Raw genomic sequence first — 18582 nt, 5'->3', positions numbered from 1 at the left:
AAGTGGACATCATGCTGAAACGGCGAATCTTCATGGCGGGGCTTCTGCTCCTCTATTTGCTAGCTGGGCTTGCTTTTCCAAAAGGGATGGAGGCCCGTACATCGAAGACTGCATCCGTTCTGCTTATTTATGACAGCGCAGCAATGAGTACGCCAAAAGAAGGCAATATTGAAGCTCTTGAACGTGTTCTTGCTTCTTTCGGAGCACAAGTGACCGTAATTAATTACGATCACTATGAAGCTGGCATGTTGAATAAGTTCAACAAGGTCATTTCCGTTCGAAATGCGGATGATTTATTTCAGCTGCCTGACAGTTATGTGAGGGATTCGGCTACCTATGAGGGGAACTATTTACACATTGGAAATCAAGTTCCTGAGAACATTCGGCAAGCGTTGCAGTTGGACAGTGTAAGCGCAGATCAAGATACGGCCAAATTGGAAATAGGCCAGCTCCAACAAACCGCCATGACCGTAAGCGGAATCTCCTACTTGACCAAATTCAAAGGCAAGACGTACGGCAGCTTAAGCTCGGAGAAATTGAAGATAAACTCTCCATTTGCTGTGATGGACGGGAAATATGCATACATTCCTTATCTGGTAAAAGGCAACTTAAGCGAGCTTGCAGCAGCTTATTTGCTGAAAGACTGGCTAAATGTGACTACGAGTAGTCATACGTACATGGTGCTGGATCAGATTTATCCTTTCTCCAATTTGGACTTGCTTAATGAGATGGCTGATCGATTATATGAGGCGGGGATTCCCTTTATCGCGAGTGTACAGCCGGTTCTCAGCAATCTCGATTATCCTGCTGTCCAGCGATACCTCGAGACGTTAAAACATGTGCAGTCCCGCAACGGGACCATTATTGTCCAAGCCCCGGTTGTCGCTTCTACGATTAGTCAAGATATCTCGGTATTGAAATCGGAGATGCTTGCGTTTCTTGATGCTTTAGGGGGATATGGCATTGTTCCACTTGGCGTGGGGTCGGAAATGTATTGGACGTATGATCAGCATTATGCTGCGAACGGCTTGGCTTATTTTGATTCAAGCGTCATTTTCCCGAATGAGCGTGTTTTGTATCGTTCCCAAACCGCAACGTCCAAAGCATTTCAATCGGCGGTTTATACGATCCGAAATGATGAATTAAGCCAATATGTTGCTCCTGGGGAGATTCTGGAACCATTGCCGATGGATACAGCACTTGTGTATGCATTCCCGGAAGACCGTCAGAAGTCAGAAGCTTTAATAACCAAGCTGCTTTCGGACTGGACAACGTTCTCGGATTACAAAAATGAGGCGCACACAGTTCGAACTGAAGCGAATGAAATGGGATCAAGCAACGGTCAGCTTCGCATCAATGGGCAAACCATTTTGCTCAATAACAATAAGCAGGATGTCAATTCCGAGCATGCTTATGTACAAGAAGGCAAGAAAAGTTTAGCAAACTTGTTTTCAGTGCAAAATAAAGTATTCATTATTCTAATTGCAACAACACTGCTGCTATTTACGGCCTTTTTGATTATCGGTTATCGGTTATATAAACGCAAATACACACATATGGGGAGACAATTATGACAATTGCAGACATTCTTATGCTAATCTCAGTCATTTGTATTTGGTCTCTCCTGCTTGTGAACGTCGTTCTCATTGTGGCTGGATACTTGTACTATATTCAAATTGAGAACAAACCGCTTCCACCGCTGAAAGGAGAGGCGCCTTTCGTATCCATCATGGTGCCCGCCCACAATGAAGGGAAAGTGATTACGAAAACGGTCGAATCGCTGCTCGCTTTGGAATATCCGCATGACCGATACGAAATTATCGTCATTAACGACAATTCTTCCGACAACAGCAGCGAATTGCTGGGTCAACTTCAATTGAAATTCCCCGGAAGAAATCTGACGATTATGAATACAGATGGTGTTACCGGAGGAAAAGGCAAGTCGAATGCTTTGAATATCGGTTTTCAGAAGAGCAAAGGGGAGTATATCGCGATTTATGACGCGGATAATACACCGGAGAAGAAGGCGCTGCTCTATCTGGTTTCGGAGATTACGAACGATCCTACGCTCGGCGCAGTGATCGGGAAATTCCGAACGCGTAATCGGGATGCCAACCTGTTAACACGATTTATTAATATTGAGACCTTATCCTTTCAATGGATGGCGCAAGCCGGCAGATGGAAATTGTTTAAGCTCTGTACCATTCCTGGAACGAATTTCATTATGCGCCGTGAAATCGTTGATCGTATCGGAGGTTGGGATGTGAAAGCGATCGCTGAGGATACCGAAATCAGCTTTCGCATTTATATGATGGGGTATCGGATCAAGTTTCAGCCCAAAGCCGTAACATGGGAGCAGGAGCCGCAAACCGTTCAAGTATGGTTTAAGCAGCGTACAAGGTGGGCCAAGGGGAATATTTATGTCATTGTCAAAAATATTCCGATGCTGTTCAAACGCGAAGCCCGAAATATTCGGTTCGATATTATCTACTTTTTGTCCATCTATTTTTTGCTGCTCAGCTCATTAATCTTATCTGATTTGCTGCTTGTTCTTCATGCACTTGGGTATGTCTCTACGACAATCGCCGGCTTCAGCTCTTTTTTGTGGGTTCTGGCCATTACCTTGTTTGTAGTTGGGACATTCATCACTTTGGTCACTGAAAAAGGTGAAATGAGATTATCTAATATATGGATTATTCTGCTGATGTACGTCTCCTATTGCCAGATGTGGATGGTCGTCGCGGCGTATGGAATGTACACATTCCTGAAGGATTTGGTCTTTAAAAGAGAAGCTAAATGGTACAAAACAGAAAGGTTCTAAATTAGGGGTGATCGTTGTGAAAAAAAGAATGGTAGGGCTCGCAGTTATGTTCACGATGATCATACTGCAATTGATCTCAGGCATTAGTGCTTCGGCTGAAGAGTTAGCAACGGCTGGAACGAAGCACTACCAGACGAATTTTACAGAAACTTCGTTATCCGGCCGGGATACATATATGGAACAATTTTTTCAAGTAGAAAGTTATTGGCAAGAGGAGAGCGTTGAGGTTCATCTTGATTATACAATCTCGCAATTGACTCAAAATGAACGTTCCAGTATCACACTTTCTATGAATGGGACACCTTTCCATTCCTTTCGTCCGGCTGCGCAGGAGACAGGAAAGCAGCAGCTGTCGGTTCAGATTCCCGTAGAAATGATTGTGAAGGGTGTTAACACTTTGATGGTTCAAGGTCACCTGGAATCAACAGCTCCACTCGTGGCGAATGTTTGTCTACCGACAGAAACGAGAGAGAACTGGCTGCAAATCGCCAAGTCTTCCCGGGTCGCAGTAAACTATTCAGCGGAACCTATTCAAAACAGCATTCGTGATTTTAATCAGCATTTTATCGGTCTAGGGACGATTAAAGATGCTCAAAATGCGATAGCGGTTCCGAAAGCGAGCATGGCCGCTGAGTTAGAAGCGGCAACTTATGCTTTGTCCGGCTTCGCTAAAGCAAATCCAACGACAGAAAAGCCTATCCCATTAGCGGAATATAATTCAGACAATATGAAGGGAAAGCAGGCTGTCGTATTGGTCTCACTCTTCGAGAATCTTCCTGATGAGATAAAACCGCTTGTTCAGTCGGATAATCTAGAAAATAAAGCAACCCTGCAATTAATCAAGCAAGCTGATCGCTCGGTTCTGGTCATCACATCAAGAAATGCTGATTTATTGGTCAAGGCTGGTCGATTAACTGCGAACCAAACGTTATTAAACCAAATGGATGCCGATCACAAAGATGTGGATAACACGACAGAAGTGGATACTCCCACTGTCAATATTAGCCGCAATCTCACATTAACGGAAACTGGCGATAAACTAACGGGAGACAGACATCGGGAGAAATCCTATTTCATCTCGCTTCCGGGCAACCGTTCAATCGCGGATGCCAGCAAGCTGAACATCAAGTTCCGGTATGCCAGAAATCTGGATTTTGACAGGTCCATGGTTACCGTTCTGATTAATGACACGCCGATCGGCAGCAAAAGGCTTTCCACCGAACTTGCCGATGGCGATCATATGGAATTGATTATTCCCAAAACGCTGAACATAAGCGGTAATTTCACAGTGAAAGTAGCCTTTGATTTAGAGCTTAAGAACGCGTGGTGCATTGAGAATCAGGGGCAAATGCCTTGGGCTTTCATTGACAAGGATACGATGCTTCAGCTCAATACCAAAGATAGAGCAGACCTCTTGTTTAATAATTATCCGTATCCTTTCCTGCGGGATGGAAGCTACAATAAGGTAGCTGTTGTGCTCCCGAAAGAAAGGGACGGTTACATCTATCAGACTCTTACCAATTTGTTTAATTTAGTAGGCCGTTACGCACAAACGAACACAGGAGAGATCCAATACTATCAAGACAATGTCAATGCGCAGCAATTAAAAGATCGAGAAATTATTGCCATCGGCAGCTACCAAGACAATCAAGTCATACGTGATACGAATAAAAATCTATACTTCCGTTATGACGCGAGTGGCCGCGGCTTCGTATCCAATGAGAAAATGAGCATCGACGCCAGTTATGGGACACGTATCGGTACCCTTCAGTTGATCGACTCGCCATATGGCAATGGATTTGGTCTTCTCGCCGTTACGGGCAGTGAATCGAAGTATACTTATCTGGCATCGAAGCTTATCGGTTCGGAAGGTACGTTATGGAAAGTATTTGGCGATGGGGCTGTGACGGACATTGACGGCAACATCAAAGCATTCCGCTTCAAAAAAGAAACGACACCAGAATCCGCCAATGTACTGACCGAAGTGCTTGAGCGCCGCGATGTTCTTGGATTCATGATTGCTTCAATGCTAATCGTATTGTTGGTTCTTCTCTCGCTTATTCTAATGATTCGTAAATACAACAAGAAACGGGGCGGTCGTCGATGAAACGCTCTCGAAGTAGTGTCGTATCGGATGGCGCGTTCTTGCTGCTGATTCTTGCTTGTTTCATCAGCATCGTATTCACGTCTGGAAATCCGAATCTGTATATCCAAAACATCATCTTTCTGAATCTAGCCTTTCTAATCGCGGTGGTGACGTACTTTACTACAGTGACAACGGGGCTGATTCTGAATATTTTATTCATTTTCGGCTATGGAACGTTTACGCTGTATCAGACCGTAGTTGTCGGTGGCTTGATTGGGACACAGAACTATTTCTGGCTCATTATGACACCTTTGTTTACTGTAGCAACTTGGTTGTTAACCTTGGGGAATAGGCAGCTGCAGCAGGAAAATGACCAATTGATAAAAGCAAACGAGTCACTTGCGACTGTCGATGCCAGAACGAGCTTAAAGAACACCTTGTCCTTCCAAAGCGATGCTTCGGTGTTCATGGCTCTATCGGTTAGATACCAAATTCCTTTAACTCTTATGGTTATCAGCGTGAAGTATTGGGATGAGCTCCGGCGTATGATCGGGGAGGAACAATTATTGGAAGCTATCCAGGATCTGTCCAAAATGAGTCAGGTCAGCATTCGTACGAACGATTCACTTTATTTGTTAAATAAAGAAAATCCGATGTGGGGCATGCTTTTGTTCACGGATCTCCCTGGCGCTATGATCGTCATTGAGAGGTTGAGAAGCAGGGTAGATGAACGGAATCGAGACGAATTCGCGAATAAATATCGGGTGGAGCTTGTTCTGAAAATGGGCGCTGTGGCGTATGATGCCGAGCAAATTTCGAATCCTTTGGAATTCATTGCCCAGGCGAAGAAGCAGGTTGAGTATGATGTATAAGCGCTTTGTGGAGATATCGTCTTCCTAAGCCATCTGTACAAATAGTTGATTCCTAGTCTAAATAACGTACAAAAGAAACCTCATCTTTGAGTTTAATGGTTGCTAGACACTTCCATTTACCAAGGTTTGGTTTCTTCTTTGTTTATGAAGGATTACAAGAGATTAATGTCTTATTATGCACGGTTCCTATTTTGCTCCAATCGCGTTGCGAACAGCTTGAGTGCAGTTGTATACTAACTTTAATTTATTTGTTAGTCACAATAACTTACTTGTTACCTAGGGAAATGTTGCACGGGTCAAATAGACATAGAAGGAGAGAACCAGTATGATTTCTAATGTTAAAAGCCACAATGAGGAAGCCCAACTGCCACGCGATTGTACATTTTCTCCACAGGATTGGCACGTGTTATCGCAATATTGGTACCCTGTGGCGCAAGCAAGCGAGATTGTAGACAAACCAGTAGCTGTGAAGCTGCTTGACGTGAAGTTAGTGTGCTACCGCAGTAACGGAAAGATTGTCATTGCCCGTGACTTGTGCTTCCATCGCGGTGCGCCGCTTAGTAAAGGATGGGTCGAAAACGGAGAAATCGTTTGTCCTTACCATGGATTCCGCTATAGCTGCGAAGGAAAGTGTACGGCCGTACCTGCTCATCCTGATACCAAAATATCTCCCAAACTTAAACTGATTATGTATCCTGCTGTTGAACGCTATGGCCTGATATGGACATCTTTGGCATCCTCAGAGGAGAATATTCCTGAATGTGCAGGTTGGGATGACCCTGATTTCCTGAATGTATTGCCGCCTGCTTTCGATATTGCGGGATCGGCTGGACGCCAAATGGAAGGGTTTCTTGATGTATCGCACTTCGCTTTTGTGCATACAGAAACTTTTGGAGATCGCAGTAATACGGATGTTCCTCAATACGAAGTCAAACGTATAGGCAACGAATTACTAGCCGAATATTGGAGTACGGTCAGTAATTACGGGAAAGGGCAAGACAATCTTGCGCCAGAGGGGTTTAGATGGCTTCGTGAATTTCGTGTGTTTCCGCCCTTTGCGGCTTCGCTCACCGTCTATTTCCCCAACAATGGAAAGCTGATGATCCTAAATTGCGCATCGCCAGTTTCAGCCCGTTATACAAGGTTGTTTAGTCCAATTTCGCGAAATTTCGATAAAGATGCTTCGATTGAAGACACCATTTCTTTTAATCTCCAGGTCTTTCATGAGGATCGGGAGATGGTGGAAGCTCAGACACCGGAAGACTTGCCGCTCGATTTGCATGCGGAAGCCCATATCCCTGCAGACCGCACATCCATAGCTTATCGTCAACTGCTCAGTGAGATAGGGCTTGGAAGGATTTATACGTCATAAGTGTATTTCTATAAAAAACAGATGAGATCAATCATTGATCTCTCTGTTTTTTTTGTTATAAAATGATCACTAGGAAACTTTTGGAAGTGGATATTATTTGGAGATGGCCTCTATTTAATTAAACGCGTCCCTTAACACATAGATTAGGTGCAACGGGCCAGTGAAACGGCACAGAATTTGAGTTCAGGCTGAAAAGAGATGGGATCGACCGCATCATGGGTCACCTCGTTGATCGTAAGATGCTCACCGTAAATGTCGTTCCAGTGAAAAGGGGCGAAACAATTGCCTTGACGGACTCTGTCGCTAATGACGGCAGGAAGCACGGCATGACCACGGCGTGACCTAACCTCGACGAGGTCCTTCTCGCGAACGCCAATCATTAAGGCATCCTCAGGGTGAATTTCGATAAAAGGACCTGGATTCAATTTGTTCAGCATCGCAATCTTGCCTGTTTTGGTCAGTGTGTGCCACTGATGCTGCAAACGGCCTGTGTTCAGAACAAACGAGTATTCACTGTTCGGCATTTCGGAAGGCGGTAAAAAAGGACGCGCAAGAAAAATGCCTTTACCGCTTTCCGTTGCAAAAACGAGGCGCGGATGGGTGCCATCGGCATTTTCTTTTCGTTTTTGGCTGATGCCATTGTTCAAATAACGGATAGGATTGCGGTCATCCTCACTATTTGGCGCACAAGGCCACTGTATAGATGTTTCACGCAGCCGCTCGTAGGATGCGCCACGAATGTCGTAGCCTGTTTTGGGATTCCATGCTTTTTGAATTTCGAGATATACATCAGCAGAAGTGCTGTATGTAAATGCAGCCGCAAAGCCCATTTCACAAGCGACACGGGCAATAATCTGCCAATCAGGCAGTGCTTCTCCTGGTGGATTGACGGCTTTTTGCATGAAGGTTAGGTTGCGTTCAGAGTTGATCATTACCCCCTCAGCTTCAGACCATAGTGCGCCGGGAAGCATGATATCTGCATACCGATTGGTCTCTGTTTCCAAGAAAGCATCTTGTGTGATAACCAGTTCGGCTGCCTGCAGCCCTGCGATGACGTTCTTGCGGTTGGGGACAGTGGTAACCGGGTTGGTGCAAATGATCCAGCATGCTTTGATTTCTCCAGCTTGCATACTTTGGAACAGAGAAATGGTGCCCGTACCTACTTCGGTGCGCAGAGACCCGCGCGGGATGCTCCACATGTCTTCAATAAAATGCCTGTCGGCTTCGACAAGCACGCTTCTCTGTCCAGGCAAGCCTGGCCCCATGTAGCCCATCTCGCGACCACCCATGGCATTCGGTTGGCCGGTGAGCGAGAAGGGACCGCTGCCGGGACGGCATATAGCGCCAGTAGCTAAATGCAGATTGCAGATGGCATTGGTATGCCATGTCCCATGTGTACTTTGGTTAAGTCCCATCGTCCAGCAGCTCATCCATTCGCGTGACTCACCGATCCACTGCGCCGCTTGGCGGATATCTGCTTCTGGAATTCCTGTGATTTTGGACACTTGATCAGGTGGATAGTCCTCGAGAAAGCTCGGCATAACCTCCCAGCCTGAGGTGAACTCGGCGATGAAAGCTGGGTCCGTGTGACCATTTTTGACGAGTAGATGAAGCAGCCCGTTAAGCAGTGCAAGGTCGGTGCCTGGTTTGATCTGCATAAAAAGCGAAGCTTTATCTGCGGTAGCATTGCGCCGCGGGTCGACTACGATCAGCTTGGCACCTGCTTTGACCCGGTCCAGGACGCGCTGAAACAAGATCGGATGACAGTCGGCCATATTGGCCCCGATGACGAAAAACAGGTCCGTACGATCCATATCCTGATAGGAACCAGGGGGGCCGTCGGCTCCGAGAGACAGCTTATAGCCGCTGCCGGCACTGGCCATGCATAAGCGGGAATTGGATTCGATGTTGTTGGTTCGAACGAAGCCTTTGGCCAATTTATTAATAAGGTACTGTGCCTCGAGCGACATTTGTCCCGAAACGTAGAAGGAAATTGCATCGGGGCCATGTTCGTCGAGGATCGCACGCAGCCGCTTCGCAGTCTCGCGTATCGCTTCATCAATACCGAATGGACGCGGTTCAACACCTCGAGCAGAACGTATGTAAGCATGTTCCATTCGTCCTGTTTCAGCTATGGCTTGTGCGCAAGTAATGCCTTTGGTGCAAAGCCTCCCGAAATTAGTCGGGTGCTCTTTATCGCCTGTAACTTTAAGCACCCGGTTCTCGGAGACTTCAAGTACAATCCCGCATCCTACTCCGCAATAGGGGCAAACACTTTTCACTTTATGAGTTGTCATCATTTATCTCCAGTGTTAACGTGCACAGCACGTTATACCTATTATGTTCTATCGATGTAATATAGCATATTTATCGGATTTTCTATAATTGAGATTTAAAACTGAGCGACAGGGAAGTATTTAAATATCGGGTTATTATCGGACCAAAATTCAATGCTATGTTGATAGGGAGCGGGTTTTTATCATCTGAGCCTGCCTTTTTGGAAGGCTCGGGGTGCGAGAGCTGGTTTTTGCCTTCTGAGCCTGCTTTTTTGGCAGGCTCGGGGTGCATTTCCGGGGATGGAGCCGGTATCAAGGGTTGAGCCTGCCTTTTTGGCGGGCTCGGGGTGCGAGAGCTAGGTTTTGCCTTCTGAGCCTGCTTTTTTGGCAGGCTCAGCTTCAATTCCCGGGGAGTCTCAACGCGAAGTAGGATGCTTTTGTCCTTTTCTTGTAAGTATGATCATTTTTTTGCAAAAATATGGTAATATTTAGATAGGATACGAACATTGCTTCATAAAATTGAATCAATAAGGAATGGTGTACACGGATGGTTAAAATGTTAGGTACAGTAATCCTTTTATCCGTAGTGTTACTATTGAACGCATGCGAAGATAGCACGCCAGTAGGGAGTGATCCCTCTACACAAACACCAATCGCATCACAAGCTCCATTTCAAACGAGTACTGTTGCCGCGAGCTCTGATGTCCTCATCCGTAGCAAGTTGCAAAGTCTTAGCTTCGGTCAACAAAATAGCAGAGGCGGCTATGTCTTTTTGGATTGGAAAAAAGAGGATGTCCCTAAGGAACCTTTTAATATTGTATATTACTTGGAAGACGTCAATGTGAATGCAACTTTTACCGAGTTGAGCCAAGCGGAACGACTGAGATTAACCAACCAAATTCGCATTGAGGGCAATGTAGAATGGAAGATAGACGAGGGTTCTAATTTTCCCAATAACGTAAGGATCCAATTTATTAAACCGAGTACTTCATTTGTCCTGCATTTAGGTGATCTGCCCGCTATGACGTTCATTCAGAAGGAACCTTTGAATATGACTTTCACCTCGAACGCTGAGCGTAATATCCCGCACCTTTTATTATGGGCAAACGAATACGCGCCTCGGCTGCTTGTAACGAACGAAGAGAATTCAGTGAACTTGACCTTTTCGGAAGAGATGCGCTTAAATCTCCCGACGACAATTGAGGGTGCACCTATCGCTGCCCGTTGGATGGACAACAAGCATCTATACATTCAGCTCGAGCATATGCGCGAAAGCGAGCATGGAATTAAGGAGCTTACTCTGCGTTTGGATTCCTTGATGGCTCAGAGTGGCAATCGCTTCGGTCAGGAGAAGAGAAGTCTTGTCATTCAACAAATGCCTAAGTATGAGTGGCGGTATGCCAATTCAGGTGAATTAGTTGAAGGTGGCCCGCGTGAACGGTTCTACGATCAGATACTTCTCTCTAATGATAAACAAAGCTATATAGGAATTATTCGACTTGGCGGGTCATTAGGAGATGGAGACGGAACAAGTTATTCGTTTATTTTAGAACAACAAGGAAAGGATCCTGTCGTTATTGAGGATGTATTCTATTCCACTATAGAGCCTGATCAGATGCCGATCCAATGGATGGATTCCAGGACCCTGATGTACGCTTCCTATTTTGGGGTTTATGCTTATGATATTGAAAAAGCTGAAAAACGGGTTCTTCATGATAATCGTTCGAATGAAGAACATAACTTTAATTATGCTTCGTATGACAAGACGACAAAGCTGCTTCACCTATTAGCATACGAAAATCGAAATGAATCGGGTCAATTGGAACTTTTGACATACACGCCAGGGAATCTCACACCACAAATAACCAAAAATTTCACAATGACAGTTCCAATTGCTAAATACTCCGATTTGGATATGACAATTAGTCCGACGCCGGAAGGAATCTATTGGACACGGATACGGGAAGGAATCCCTTATACTGAATTTGTGGGTAATTCAGGAGATCGGGCAATAACAGAGGGAATCACTCGTCTTGTATCGGAGCAAGGAGCCTATCTAGAACAATACCAAAAAACAGACAATCGGTTGCAAGCTTTAAAATGGAAGTTCTGGAAACCAGGCGAATCAGCCAAGGCGATTGAAAAGCCTCCCGAAGGCAGCTATACATTTGTTAGCGGTTCAGATTTATTTTCATTTCAGGAATCAGCTTACAATAAGTTTGATCGCACTCTAAACAAATGGGTGGCATGGCGGGCACCTAACGGAGAAAAGAACGCTGAACCTATTCGTGGGAAAGATGGGTTGTACCGCTCAAGAATAGAATAGCGAATTTTCAGCAAGCTACCTGAAAGCTGAGCGAATAGTCATTACAAGCCGCTTAAAATGCGGTTTTTTTGTTTCCCAAAGATGAACAGATGCTCAAACTGAAAACAAAAGTTAGGAAAAGTATTGACACAGATTGGAAATAAGGATTAAATGATTATAACAAAGTGATATTAACAACTTGTTCGTAACATAACATGATTATCAAAGAATAGGTGGTTTCCATGGATATCGAGCAGCCTAGAGACAAACAAGGACTAACTGAAGCTGAGTTTTTGGAGAGTTATGATGCGAGTATATACGAAAGACCATCTGTAACAGTAGATATGTTAATTTTCACGGTCATGGATGAGGCTAAGGAAAACTATAGAAAACTTCCGGAGAAATCACTGAAACTGCTCTTAGTTAAAAGAGGTGTTCATCCTTATCTTGGTCAATGGGCTTTACCGGGTGGCTTTGTCACACAGACCGAGAGTTTGGATGAAGCCGCACTACGCGAGCTGAAAACGGAGACGAATGTTGATGAAGTATATATGGAGCAGCTCTATACATGGGGGGATGTAAGCAGAGATCCTCGTACACGGGTTATCAGCTGTTCCTATATGGCATTGGTTGATGGCAGCTTGCTTGAAGTGAAGGCAGGAGATGATGCGGATGAAGCAAGGTGGTTCAACGTTAGCTACCGTGTGCTTGAGGAGAAGAAAACGTTGCTCGGGAAAGACTTTGTATTTGAAAAAGTGGTGAGAATAACGCTTTCTAACCATACCGATACGCTGGAGGCTGTCGTCAAAGTCATTGAAAAATATGTAGGGAAAGCCTTCATGGTCGAAAGAGAGATGGTTGTTGCGAATGGAATTGCTTTTGATCATGCGGAAATGATTCAATGTGCCGTGGAAAGACTTAGGAATAAAATTGAATACACAGATATTGCTTTTAATTTGATGCCGGAGCTTTTTACTTTATCGGAGCTTCAACAGGTGTATGAGGTGACTTTGGGAAAAGAGCTGTTATCTGCAGCTTTCCGAAGAAAGATCGCCAACATGGTTACGGAAACCAATCAGTTTACAAAGGATGCAGGGCATAGGCCGGCCAAATTGTTCAGATTTAATCCGAATTGGCGATATTTGTGAATGGAGCGTCAAGGTGAACCCTCGATTAATATGACTCATTTCGTGAAAGAGCGCATAAAAATAAGGGAGGTTAACAAATGAATTCAACCATAAAGTCTGCTAGAATTGCGGGTATATTGTTTCTAATTGCAACGGTTACCTATATGTTAGGCAATGGACTCATTGAAGCAATTCTCAATGATCCAGAGTATCTTCTTCATGTTTATCCTCACCAAACCCAAGTGACTATAGGGGTGCTCTTAGAGTTTATAAACTCAGTCGCTGCTGTGGGTATCGCCATCACGCTTTTTCCAATCCTGAAGAAACAAAATGAACAGATAGCTCTTGGTTACGTTGCTTTCAGGGCTATTGAAGCCGTAATTCTGATTGTTGGCGCAATCTGCCCATTATTACTAATTCATGTGAGCAAGGAATATATAGCGGCTGGTGCTCCGGCTGCCTCCTATTTTCAAACGATAGGTTCAGTAGCCTTACAAGGTAAATTTTTGAGCTTTCAGTTGGCGATGATTGTTCTTGGCCTATACAGCCTGTTGTTATGTTATTTATTGTATCGATCCAAGCTCATTCCGCGGTTTCTATCCATCTTTGGGTTAATAGGCTATGCCTCGTTGTTAACAAGCGCATTATTAGAGATTTTCGGGCATAGTGCGGGGATGCTGTTATTTATTCCAGGTGCTTTATTTGAAATTTTTTTTCCGATATGGCTGATTGTCAAAGGATTTAACAAACCCAGTTTATAAGAACCACCAGACAAAAAGGTGTTAGAGAGGAAGCTTTTCATGAAAGCAATGGTCTATACCAAATACGGAACTCCAGACGTTCTGAAGCTCGAAGAGGTAGAAAAACCTACCCCTAAGGACAATGAAGTACTGGTGAAAATATATGCGGCATCCGTAAATTCATGGGATTGGGATCTCCTGAGAGGTACACCTTTTATCGTTCGTATCGGGGGACTGTTCAAGCCCAAATACCAAATTCTTGGAGCTGACATTGCTGGACGGGTTGAAGCAGTTGGCAGAAACGTTAAGCAGTTCCTTCCTGGTGATGAGGTTTTTGGAGATATTTCTGGATGTGGCTGGGGCGGCTTTGCGGAGTATGTATGTGCTTGTGAGGAAGCATTAACGCTGAAACCCGCCAGTATGACACACGAGCAAGCTGCGTCTATCCCTCAGGCTGCGGTCCTGGCCTTGCAGGGACTTCGTCATAAAGGTCAGATTCAGCCAAAACAAAAGGTTCTAATTAATGGTGCGGGCGGCGGAGTGGGTACATTTGCAGTGCAAATGGCCAAATCCTGCGGAGCAGAAGTAACGGGCGTGGACAGTACGAAGAAATTAGAGATGTTGAAATCGCTTGGTGCCGATCACGTCATAGACTATACCAAAGATGATTACACTCAAAATAGACAGCGATATGACCTGATACTTGATGTGGCGGGAAATAGGTCGATTTTTGATAATAAACGAGCATTAAATCGCAGTGGGACATATGTTATGGTCGGAGGCTCTCTAGCTCGAATCTTCCAAGTCATGCTCTTAGGACCATGGATCTCAAGGACTGGGAATAAGAAAATGGGTATCCTAGTGCACAGGCCAAACAACAATGATCAACAATATATGATGGAACTTTTTGAAGCTGGCAAAGTAGCGCCTGTTTTGGATAGACGTTATCCACTAAGTCAGGTTGATGATGCTGTTCGCTATTTTGCAGATGGGCAGCACAAAGGAAAAATCATTGTCTATGTGGAACATACTAATGATGCCTAATCAGAAACTAAGCAAACTTAGATCTACTTGTAGGAGGGTTGAACTTGACCATGCTTTGGTTGATATTAGCAGTAATTGTGATTGTCGGTGCTATTCTGGTGATCTATCAAATGATTGCCAAGAAGAGAAACAAAAAAGAAACGAACAAAGTTATCAATGTCTCATTTGGCGGTAAAAAGACGTTAAAGGGTGGCAAGCAGGTATGTTCCTTTTGTCGTAAGAAGGCTAATAAACTGTCTTTTTACTCGGATGAACAGGGGAAAGTCGTAGGCGTTTGCCAAGTATGCAAACCGCATGCAGAACGAAGAGCGTTAATGAGGATTTAATGATCTCTGCAGTTTGTACCAATAAAATCATCAAGTTTCTCCATTGCTAAGAAAGATAAACAATATTATGCTTTAACAAACGATAATGATTATCATTGTCTTTGGTAAACTATCTTATTGGGGGAAACAAAGCGAGATGCAAACAACACGTAGATTTTGCGCCATAATAGCCGTAACAACTTTGATGGTCGTGTGGCTTTCAGGTTGTGGAAGTATAACGAAGGAAACAGAAACAACGCCAGCAGCCAAAGAATCAAAGATAGAGCCGGCCAAAAGAACTTTTACAGATTCTAAAGGACATACAGTTGAAATACCAACTCAAGCCAAAAAGGTCATATATACAGGAAGTGATTTAGGGGATCTTCTGGCTTTGGGAGTTAAACCCGCCGGTGCTGCACTTGGGGTCATTGCCAAACAGGTTGCTTACCCTGATTTATTGACAGGTATTGAGGACATAGGGGATGTAGAAGCGAATCTGGAAAAGGTAATCTCTCTGGAACCAGACCTTATCCTAATGGATAGAGGCGGTACTTACTATAAAGAAAGCGATTATGATGACCTCAAAAAAATTGCTCCAACAGTTACCTATGACAGGCTTCCAACTTTCAAAAGATTACTTGTTATGGGAGATATCCTTGGAAAAAAACAAGAAGCAGAGAAATGGATCAATGACTTTAAAGGTAAAGTAACGGGATTAAAGGGGGAAATCGGGGTCAAAGATGGTGAAACTGCGTCGGTATTCATTCGGCTAGGCAAAGAATTCTATGTAATGGGAAATAGTGGTTTTGCCACGATTCTTTACGACACACTAGGTTACACACCGGCACCAAAGATTAAGCAAACGTTAATTGATAAAAATCTAAGATTCAATGATGTCAGCAATGAAGTGATGCCTGAATTCGCTGGTGATTATCTTTTCTTACTTACGGATGATAATGAAGCGGCTAGAGCTGCCGCAGATTCTTTTACACAAGAATCGGTTTTTAAATCAATTAAAGCTGTTGCGAACAAACACGTATTTTATATTCCAACGAAGTGGAATTTTGATGACCCGGTTACGAAGGAACGATTATTGGACGAACTCCCGAAGCTGATGAAATAAGGCTATTAGCCTTCTGAGAAAGTAAGAGAAATGATTGATGAGGGGATTGACTTTCAAAGAATTTCATCTGATAGGATAGAGAGCTATGCGGGGGATCGGCTATTTTTACTGGTGGGGGAGGATCAGCGCTCCATTCATAGCGCAAAGGAACTCATGCAAAGCCCTCTTTGGCACGAATTGTCACCTGTTAGAAATAATTTAGTGCACATCCTGGATGCTAAATGGAATTATGATGATTCGATTACGCTGGAGCGGCTGCTTATGGCGTTGCCAGGCATTTTGACGAATAAGTGGTCAAGTAGTTTCTAATGAAGTTCAGACGAAAAACCGTATGCCCATGTGGCTCATACGGTTTTCATGTTTCTAGTTATGTTATTTTTCAATCGGACCCGTATCAACGACCTCAAAATCGCTGCCTTTGAGCTTGCTGAGTTTATGCAAATCATCGTCATCCCATTTGGGATCAGGCGCGCCGCTGACATAGAGATCACTGCCGTTGTCAGCAACAATCATGCCGTATTTCTTCATCGCTCGGAGAATCGCCTGATTCGTGGACGAATAAGCAGATATATCAAAATCGCTACGCAGTCGGAGCCGGAGTCCCATCGGCGGAAGGTTGGGATCTGTACTGCTGGAGGCGTAGTGGGTGGCAGGGGCGATGAATCCCCGTTGTGTCTTCTGCACAGTGAATCGCAGCGCATGATTAATTTCACCCGTGGAGGCTTCCTCATACCGGACGAGTCCGGGGAAGATAGGCAAACCGGCAGCGTCAGCGGATGTCCAATACTTCGGTCGAAGCGCGTTTGATTTCAGATCCCACTTGGCGCCGTTCGAGGCTTGCCAACCATTGGCTGTGAACTGTGCGTTGTACAATTCATACAGCAATTGGTTGTCTTTATCGACGACGATGACATGACGGTCCCCGTCACTATCCGGGCCGCCTTCTATCGAAGCATTCGCTGGTATCGGGTAGGGTCCCGGATCGCTCTCATCCCCGTAGTCTGTGAACCTAACGTTAACTTTCGGTTGATCGCTGCTTACAATCGAGTATGGAATTCCGATCGGGGCTCCTTGCCAAACCGTACCGAAATCTGCATGTACACTGGTACTAAAGCCAATAGAAGAGATGAATTGCTTTGAATTCTGGTGAACCGGATATTTAGAGATGTCTGTATTCCATGGATTATCCGTAGGAAATACTTGCAAAGCCGCAGCTCCGGGTGCTGGATTGTCTTTACCTGTTGTTGGCGTTATTTGCTGTTTCGGCTTGTCCCCGACATAAATCGAGCTTGTAGCATCATCCCAGCTTACCGGCTTCCCCAATGATTCAGACAGAAATCGAAGAGGCACATATGTGGTATCATTGTAGATGAATCCTTTCAGGTTTTGCGGTGGCTGCTTGTTCGCTCCATCGAAATAATACTGGAGATTGCGAAAATAAACGTCAATTTTGACCGCATCCGTCGCCGCATAGGTAAGACCTGAGAAAAATAAAGCACCGCATACGAATCCAATTGTTCCCGTTTTCCATTTACTCAAAGTTGAACACACTCCAATTTCTTAGTCATTAGATTATTCGAAGGATAGTCTACTATTTATGTCTCTTGCTTTATTTTTATAAATCCAAGTAATGTTTGGAGTTGAAATGAATGTACTTGCGCAGCCTTGAAATTCTGAGAGGGCAAAATACAGATCCGAAGAGCTATCCGTTTTCAATACCTGCTGTGAAATCTTTAAAAAAGCTTGTGTTCCGATCCAATGTCACCTTTCTTGTTGGGGAAAATGGTTCGGGCAAATCCACACTTCTTGAAGCCATCGCCTATCAAAGCGGGTTTAACACGGCAGGAGGAGGGAAGAACAATTATTATGACGTAGAGGCCTCCCATTCCATTCTGGGGGATCACGTCCGTCTTTCATGGCTGCCGAAGATTACGAATGGCTTCTTCCTAAGGGCAGAGACATTCTATCATTTTGCTTCCCATTTGGACACATTGCCTGAAAGCCTTAAATATTATGGTGGCCGTTCGCTCTATGAACAGTCGCATGGCGAGGCTTTTCTATCCCTTTTTAAACACCGTTTTGGGAAAAAAGCAATCTACTTGCTCGACGAACCAGAGGCCGCTTTATCCCCTGCACGGCAATTGGCCTTAATGCGGGTCATCAAGGATTTGGAACATGAAGCCCAGTTTATCATTGCAACGCATTCTCCCATCCTTCTCGGATTTCCAGATGCTCAAATTATTAACTTTGATGTTCAACCTGTTGAGGAAATTCAGTATGAGGATACGCTGCATTATATTATTACAAGACGGTTCCTCGAAAACAGAAAGGCGGTCCTTAAGGACTTGTTTGACGATTCAGATGAGAGTGTGATGGACGAATAGCAAAAGGAAAGAACTGCGGGTATATGAGATTATGAAGCTATCCAAGATTAAAATCGTATTCCTAAGCTTTGTTTTGTTCATTTCAATTGCTTATGCTGTGAATTATATCAAATTATTTATAGATGCA

15 protein-coding genes are annotated in these 18582 nt (G+C 44.3%); 13 read left to right on the top strand and 2 right to left on the bottom strand.

Translation table 11 applies throughout. The features are described from left to right. Positions 1 to 11: 11 nt before the first annotated feature. From HQN90_RS08530 to HQN90_RS08510, 5 genes are all read left to right on the top strand, one after another. Positions 12 to 1574, top strand: coding sequence for a hypothetical protein (locus HQN90_RS08530; RefSeq protein ID WP_173217346.1), 1563 nt, complete (start codon positions 12 to 14; stop codon positions 1572 to 1574). After that, positions 1571 to 2821 carry a glycosyltransferase family 2 protein gene (locus HQN90_RS08525; protein ID WP_173217345.1) on the top strand — a complete coding sequence of 417 codons (1251 nt, stop codon included), beginning with the start codon at positions 1571 to 1573 and terminating at the stop codon, positions 2819 to 2821. Before HQN90_RS08530 ends, HQN90_RS08525 begins: the two co-directional genes overlap by 4 nt. Before the next feature lie 16 nt (positions 2822 to 2837). Beyond that, on the top strand, positions 2838 to 4928 hold the full coding sequence (locus HQN90_RS08520) for a cellulose biosynthesis cyclic di-GMP-binding regulatory protein BcsB (protein ID WP_173217344.1): 2091 nt from the start codon (positions 2838 to 2840) through the stop codon (positions 4926 to 4928). After that, a complete protein-coding gene (locus HQN90_RS08515; protein WP_173217343.1) occupies positions 4925 to 5779 on the top strand; it encodes a diguanylate cyclase domain-containing protein in 855 nt (284 codons plus the stop codon). The genes HQN90_RS08520 and HQN90_RS08515 overlap by 4 nt, the downstream gene beginning before the upstream one ends. A 325-nt stretch (positions 5780 to 6104) precedes the next feature. Then, a complete protein-coding gene (locus tag HQN90_RS08510) occupies positions 6105 to 7151 on the top strand; it encodes an aromatic ring-hydroxylating oxygenase subunit alpha (RefSeq protein WP_173217342.1) in 1047 nt (348 codons plus the stop codon). A 143-nt stretch (positions 7152 to 7294) separates the two neighbouring features. Here the strand turns inward: HQN90_RS08510 and HQN90_RS08505 are convergent, their stop codons facing one another. After that, positions 7295 to 9451, bottom strand: coding sequence for a molybdopterin oxidoreductase family protein (locus HQN90_RS08505; RefSeq protein ID WP_246362153.1), 2157 nt, complete (start codon positions 9449 to 9451; stop codon positions 7295 to 7297). 523 nt (positions 9452 to 9974) lie between these two features. Between HQN90_RS08505 and HQN90_RS08500 the strand changes: the two genes are divergently transcribed. From HQN90_RS08500 to HQN90_RS08470, 7 genes are all read left to right on the top strand, one after another. Next, positions 9975 to 11753, top strand: a complete 1779-nt coding sequence (locus HQN90_RS08500; protein ID WP_173217341.1) for a hypothetical protein — start codon at positions 9975 to 9977, stop codon at positions 11751 to 11753. 221 nt (positions 11754 to 11974) lie between these two features. Further along, positions 11975 to 12880, top strand: coding sequence for an NUDIX hydrolase (locus HQN90_RS08495; RefSeq protein ID WP_173217340.1), 906 nt, complete (start codon positions 11975 to 11977; stop codon positions 12878 to 12880). A gap of 77 nt (positions 12881 to 12957) precedes the next feature. Then, positions 12958 to 13620, top strand: a complete 663-nt coding sequence (locus HQN90_RS08490; RefSeq protein ID WP_173217339.1) for a DUF4386 domain-containing protein — start codon at positions 12958 to 12960, stop codon at positions 13618 to 13620. Between the two features lie 39 nt (positions 13621 to 13659). Next, a complete protein-coding gene (locus HQN90_RS08485; RefSeq protein WP_173217338.1) occupies positions 13660 to 14643 on the top strand; it encodes an NAD(P)-dependent alcohol dehydrogenase in 984 nt (327 codons plus the stop codon). 44 nt (positions 14644 to 14687) lie between these two features. Then, positions 14688 to 14969: a hypothetical protein gene (locus HQN90_RS08480; protein WP_173217337.1), complete on the top strand. Its 282-nt coding sequence runs from the start codon at positions 14688 to 14690 to the stop codon at positions 14967 to 14969. 136 nt (positions 14970 to 15105) lie between these two features. Continuing rightward, on the top strand, positions 15106 to 16071 hold the full coding sequence (locus HQN90_RS08475) for an ABC transporter substrate-binding protein (protein ID WP_173217336.1): 966 nt from the start codon (positions 15106 to 15108) through the stop codon (positions 16069 to 16071). Between the two features lie 30 nt (positions 16072 to 16101). Continuing rightward, a complete protein-coding gene (locus HQN90_RS08470) occupies positions 16102 to 16380 on the top strand; it encodes a TroA family protein (RefSeq protein ID WP_173217335.1) in 279 nt (92 codons plus the stop codon). A 63-nt stretch (positions 16381 to 16443) separates the two neighbouring features. Here HQN90_RS08470 and HQN90_RS08465 read toward each other — a convergent pair whose 3' ends face one another. Beyond that, entirely contained in the window at positions 16444 to 17610 is a 1167-nt protein-coding gene (locus tag HQN90_RS08465; RefSeq protein ID WP_173217334.1) for a copper amine oxidase N-terminal domain-containing protein, read from the bottom strand. Between the two features lie 110 nt (positions 17611 to 17720). On the opposite strand from HQN90_RS08465, the gene HQN90_RS08460 reads away from it, so the two are divergent. Next, complete coding sequence (locus HQN90_RS08460) at positions 17721 to 18455, top strand: AAA family ATPase (protein WP_173217333.1); 735 nt, start codon at positions 17721 to 17723, stop codon at positions 18453 to 18455. Positions 18456 to 18582: the final 127 nt, after the last annotated feature.

The sequence above is a fragment of the Paenibacillus alba genome (assembly GCF_013204855.1).
GTDB classification, from domain to species: domain Bacteria; phylum Bacillota; class Bacilli; order Paenibacillales; family NBRC-103111; genus Paenibacillus_E; species Paenibacillus_E alba.
The sequence above is the reverse complement of the archived record's forward strand: the minus strand, read 5'-3'. Positions and strand labels throughout refer to the sequence as shown.

Excerpts from the sequence above, each read along its gene's own strand:
- HQN90_RS08530 (WP_173217346.1), top strand. The coding sequence starts at position 12 with ATGCTGAAACGGCGAATCTTCATGGCGGGGCTTCTGCTCCTCTATTTG.
- HQN90_RS08525 (WP_173217345.1), top strand. The coding sequence starts at position 1,571 with ATGACAATTGCAGACATTCTTATGCTAATCTCAGTCATTTGTATTTGG.
- HQN90_RS08515 (WP_173217343.1), top strand. The coding sequence starts at position 4,925 with ATGAAACGCTCTCGAAGTAGTGTCGTATCGGATGGCGCGTTCTTGCTG.
- HQN90_RS08510 (WP_173217342.1), top strand. The coding sequence starts at position 6,105 with ATGATTTCTAATGTTAAAAGCCACAATGAGGAAGCCCAACTGCCACGC.
- HQN90_RS08505 (WP_246362153.1), bottom strand. The coding sequence starts at position 9,451 with ATGATGACAACTCATAAAGTGAAAAGTGTTTGCCCCTATTGCGGAGTA.
- HQN90_RS08500 (WP_173217341.1), top strand. The coding sequence starts at position 9,975 with ATGGTTAAAATGTTAGGTACAGTAATCCTTTTATCCGTAGTGTTACTA.
- HQN90_RS08495 (WP_173217340.1), top strand. The coding sequence starts at position 11,975 with ATGGATATCGAGCAGCCTAGAGACAAACAAGGACTAACTGAAGCTGAG.
- HQN90_RS08490 (WP_173217339.1), top strand. The coding sequence starts at position 12,958 with ATGAATTCAACCATAAAGTCTGCTAGAATTGCGGGTATATTGTTTCTA.
- HQN90_RS08485 (WP_173217338.1), top strand. The coding sequence starts at position 13,660 with ATGAAAGCAATGGTCTATACCAAATACGGAACTCCAGACGTTCTGAAG.
- HQN90_RS08475 (WP_173217336.1), top strand. The coding sequence starts at position 15,106 with ATGCAAACAACACGTAGATTTTGCGCCATAATAGCCGTAACAACTTTG.
- HQN90_RS08470 (WP_173217335.1), top strand. The coding sequence starts at position 16,102 with ATGATTGATGAGGGGATTGACTTTCAAAGAATTTCATCTGATAGGATA.
- HQN90_RS08460 (WP_173217333.1), top strand. The coding sequence starts at position 17,721 with ATGTACTTGCGCAGCCTTGAAATTCTGAGAGGGCAAAATACAGATCCG.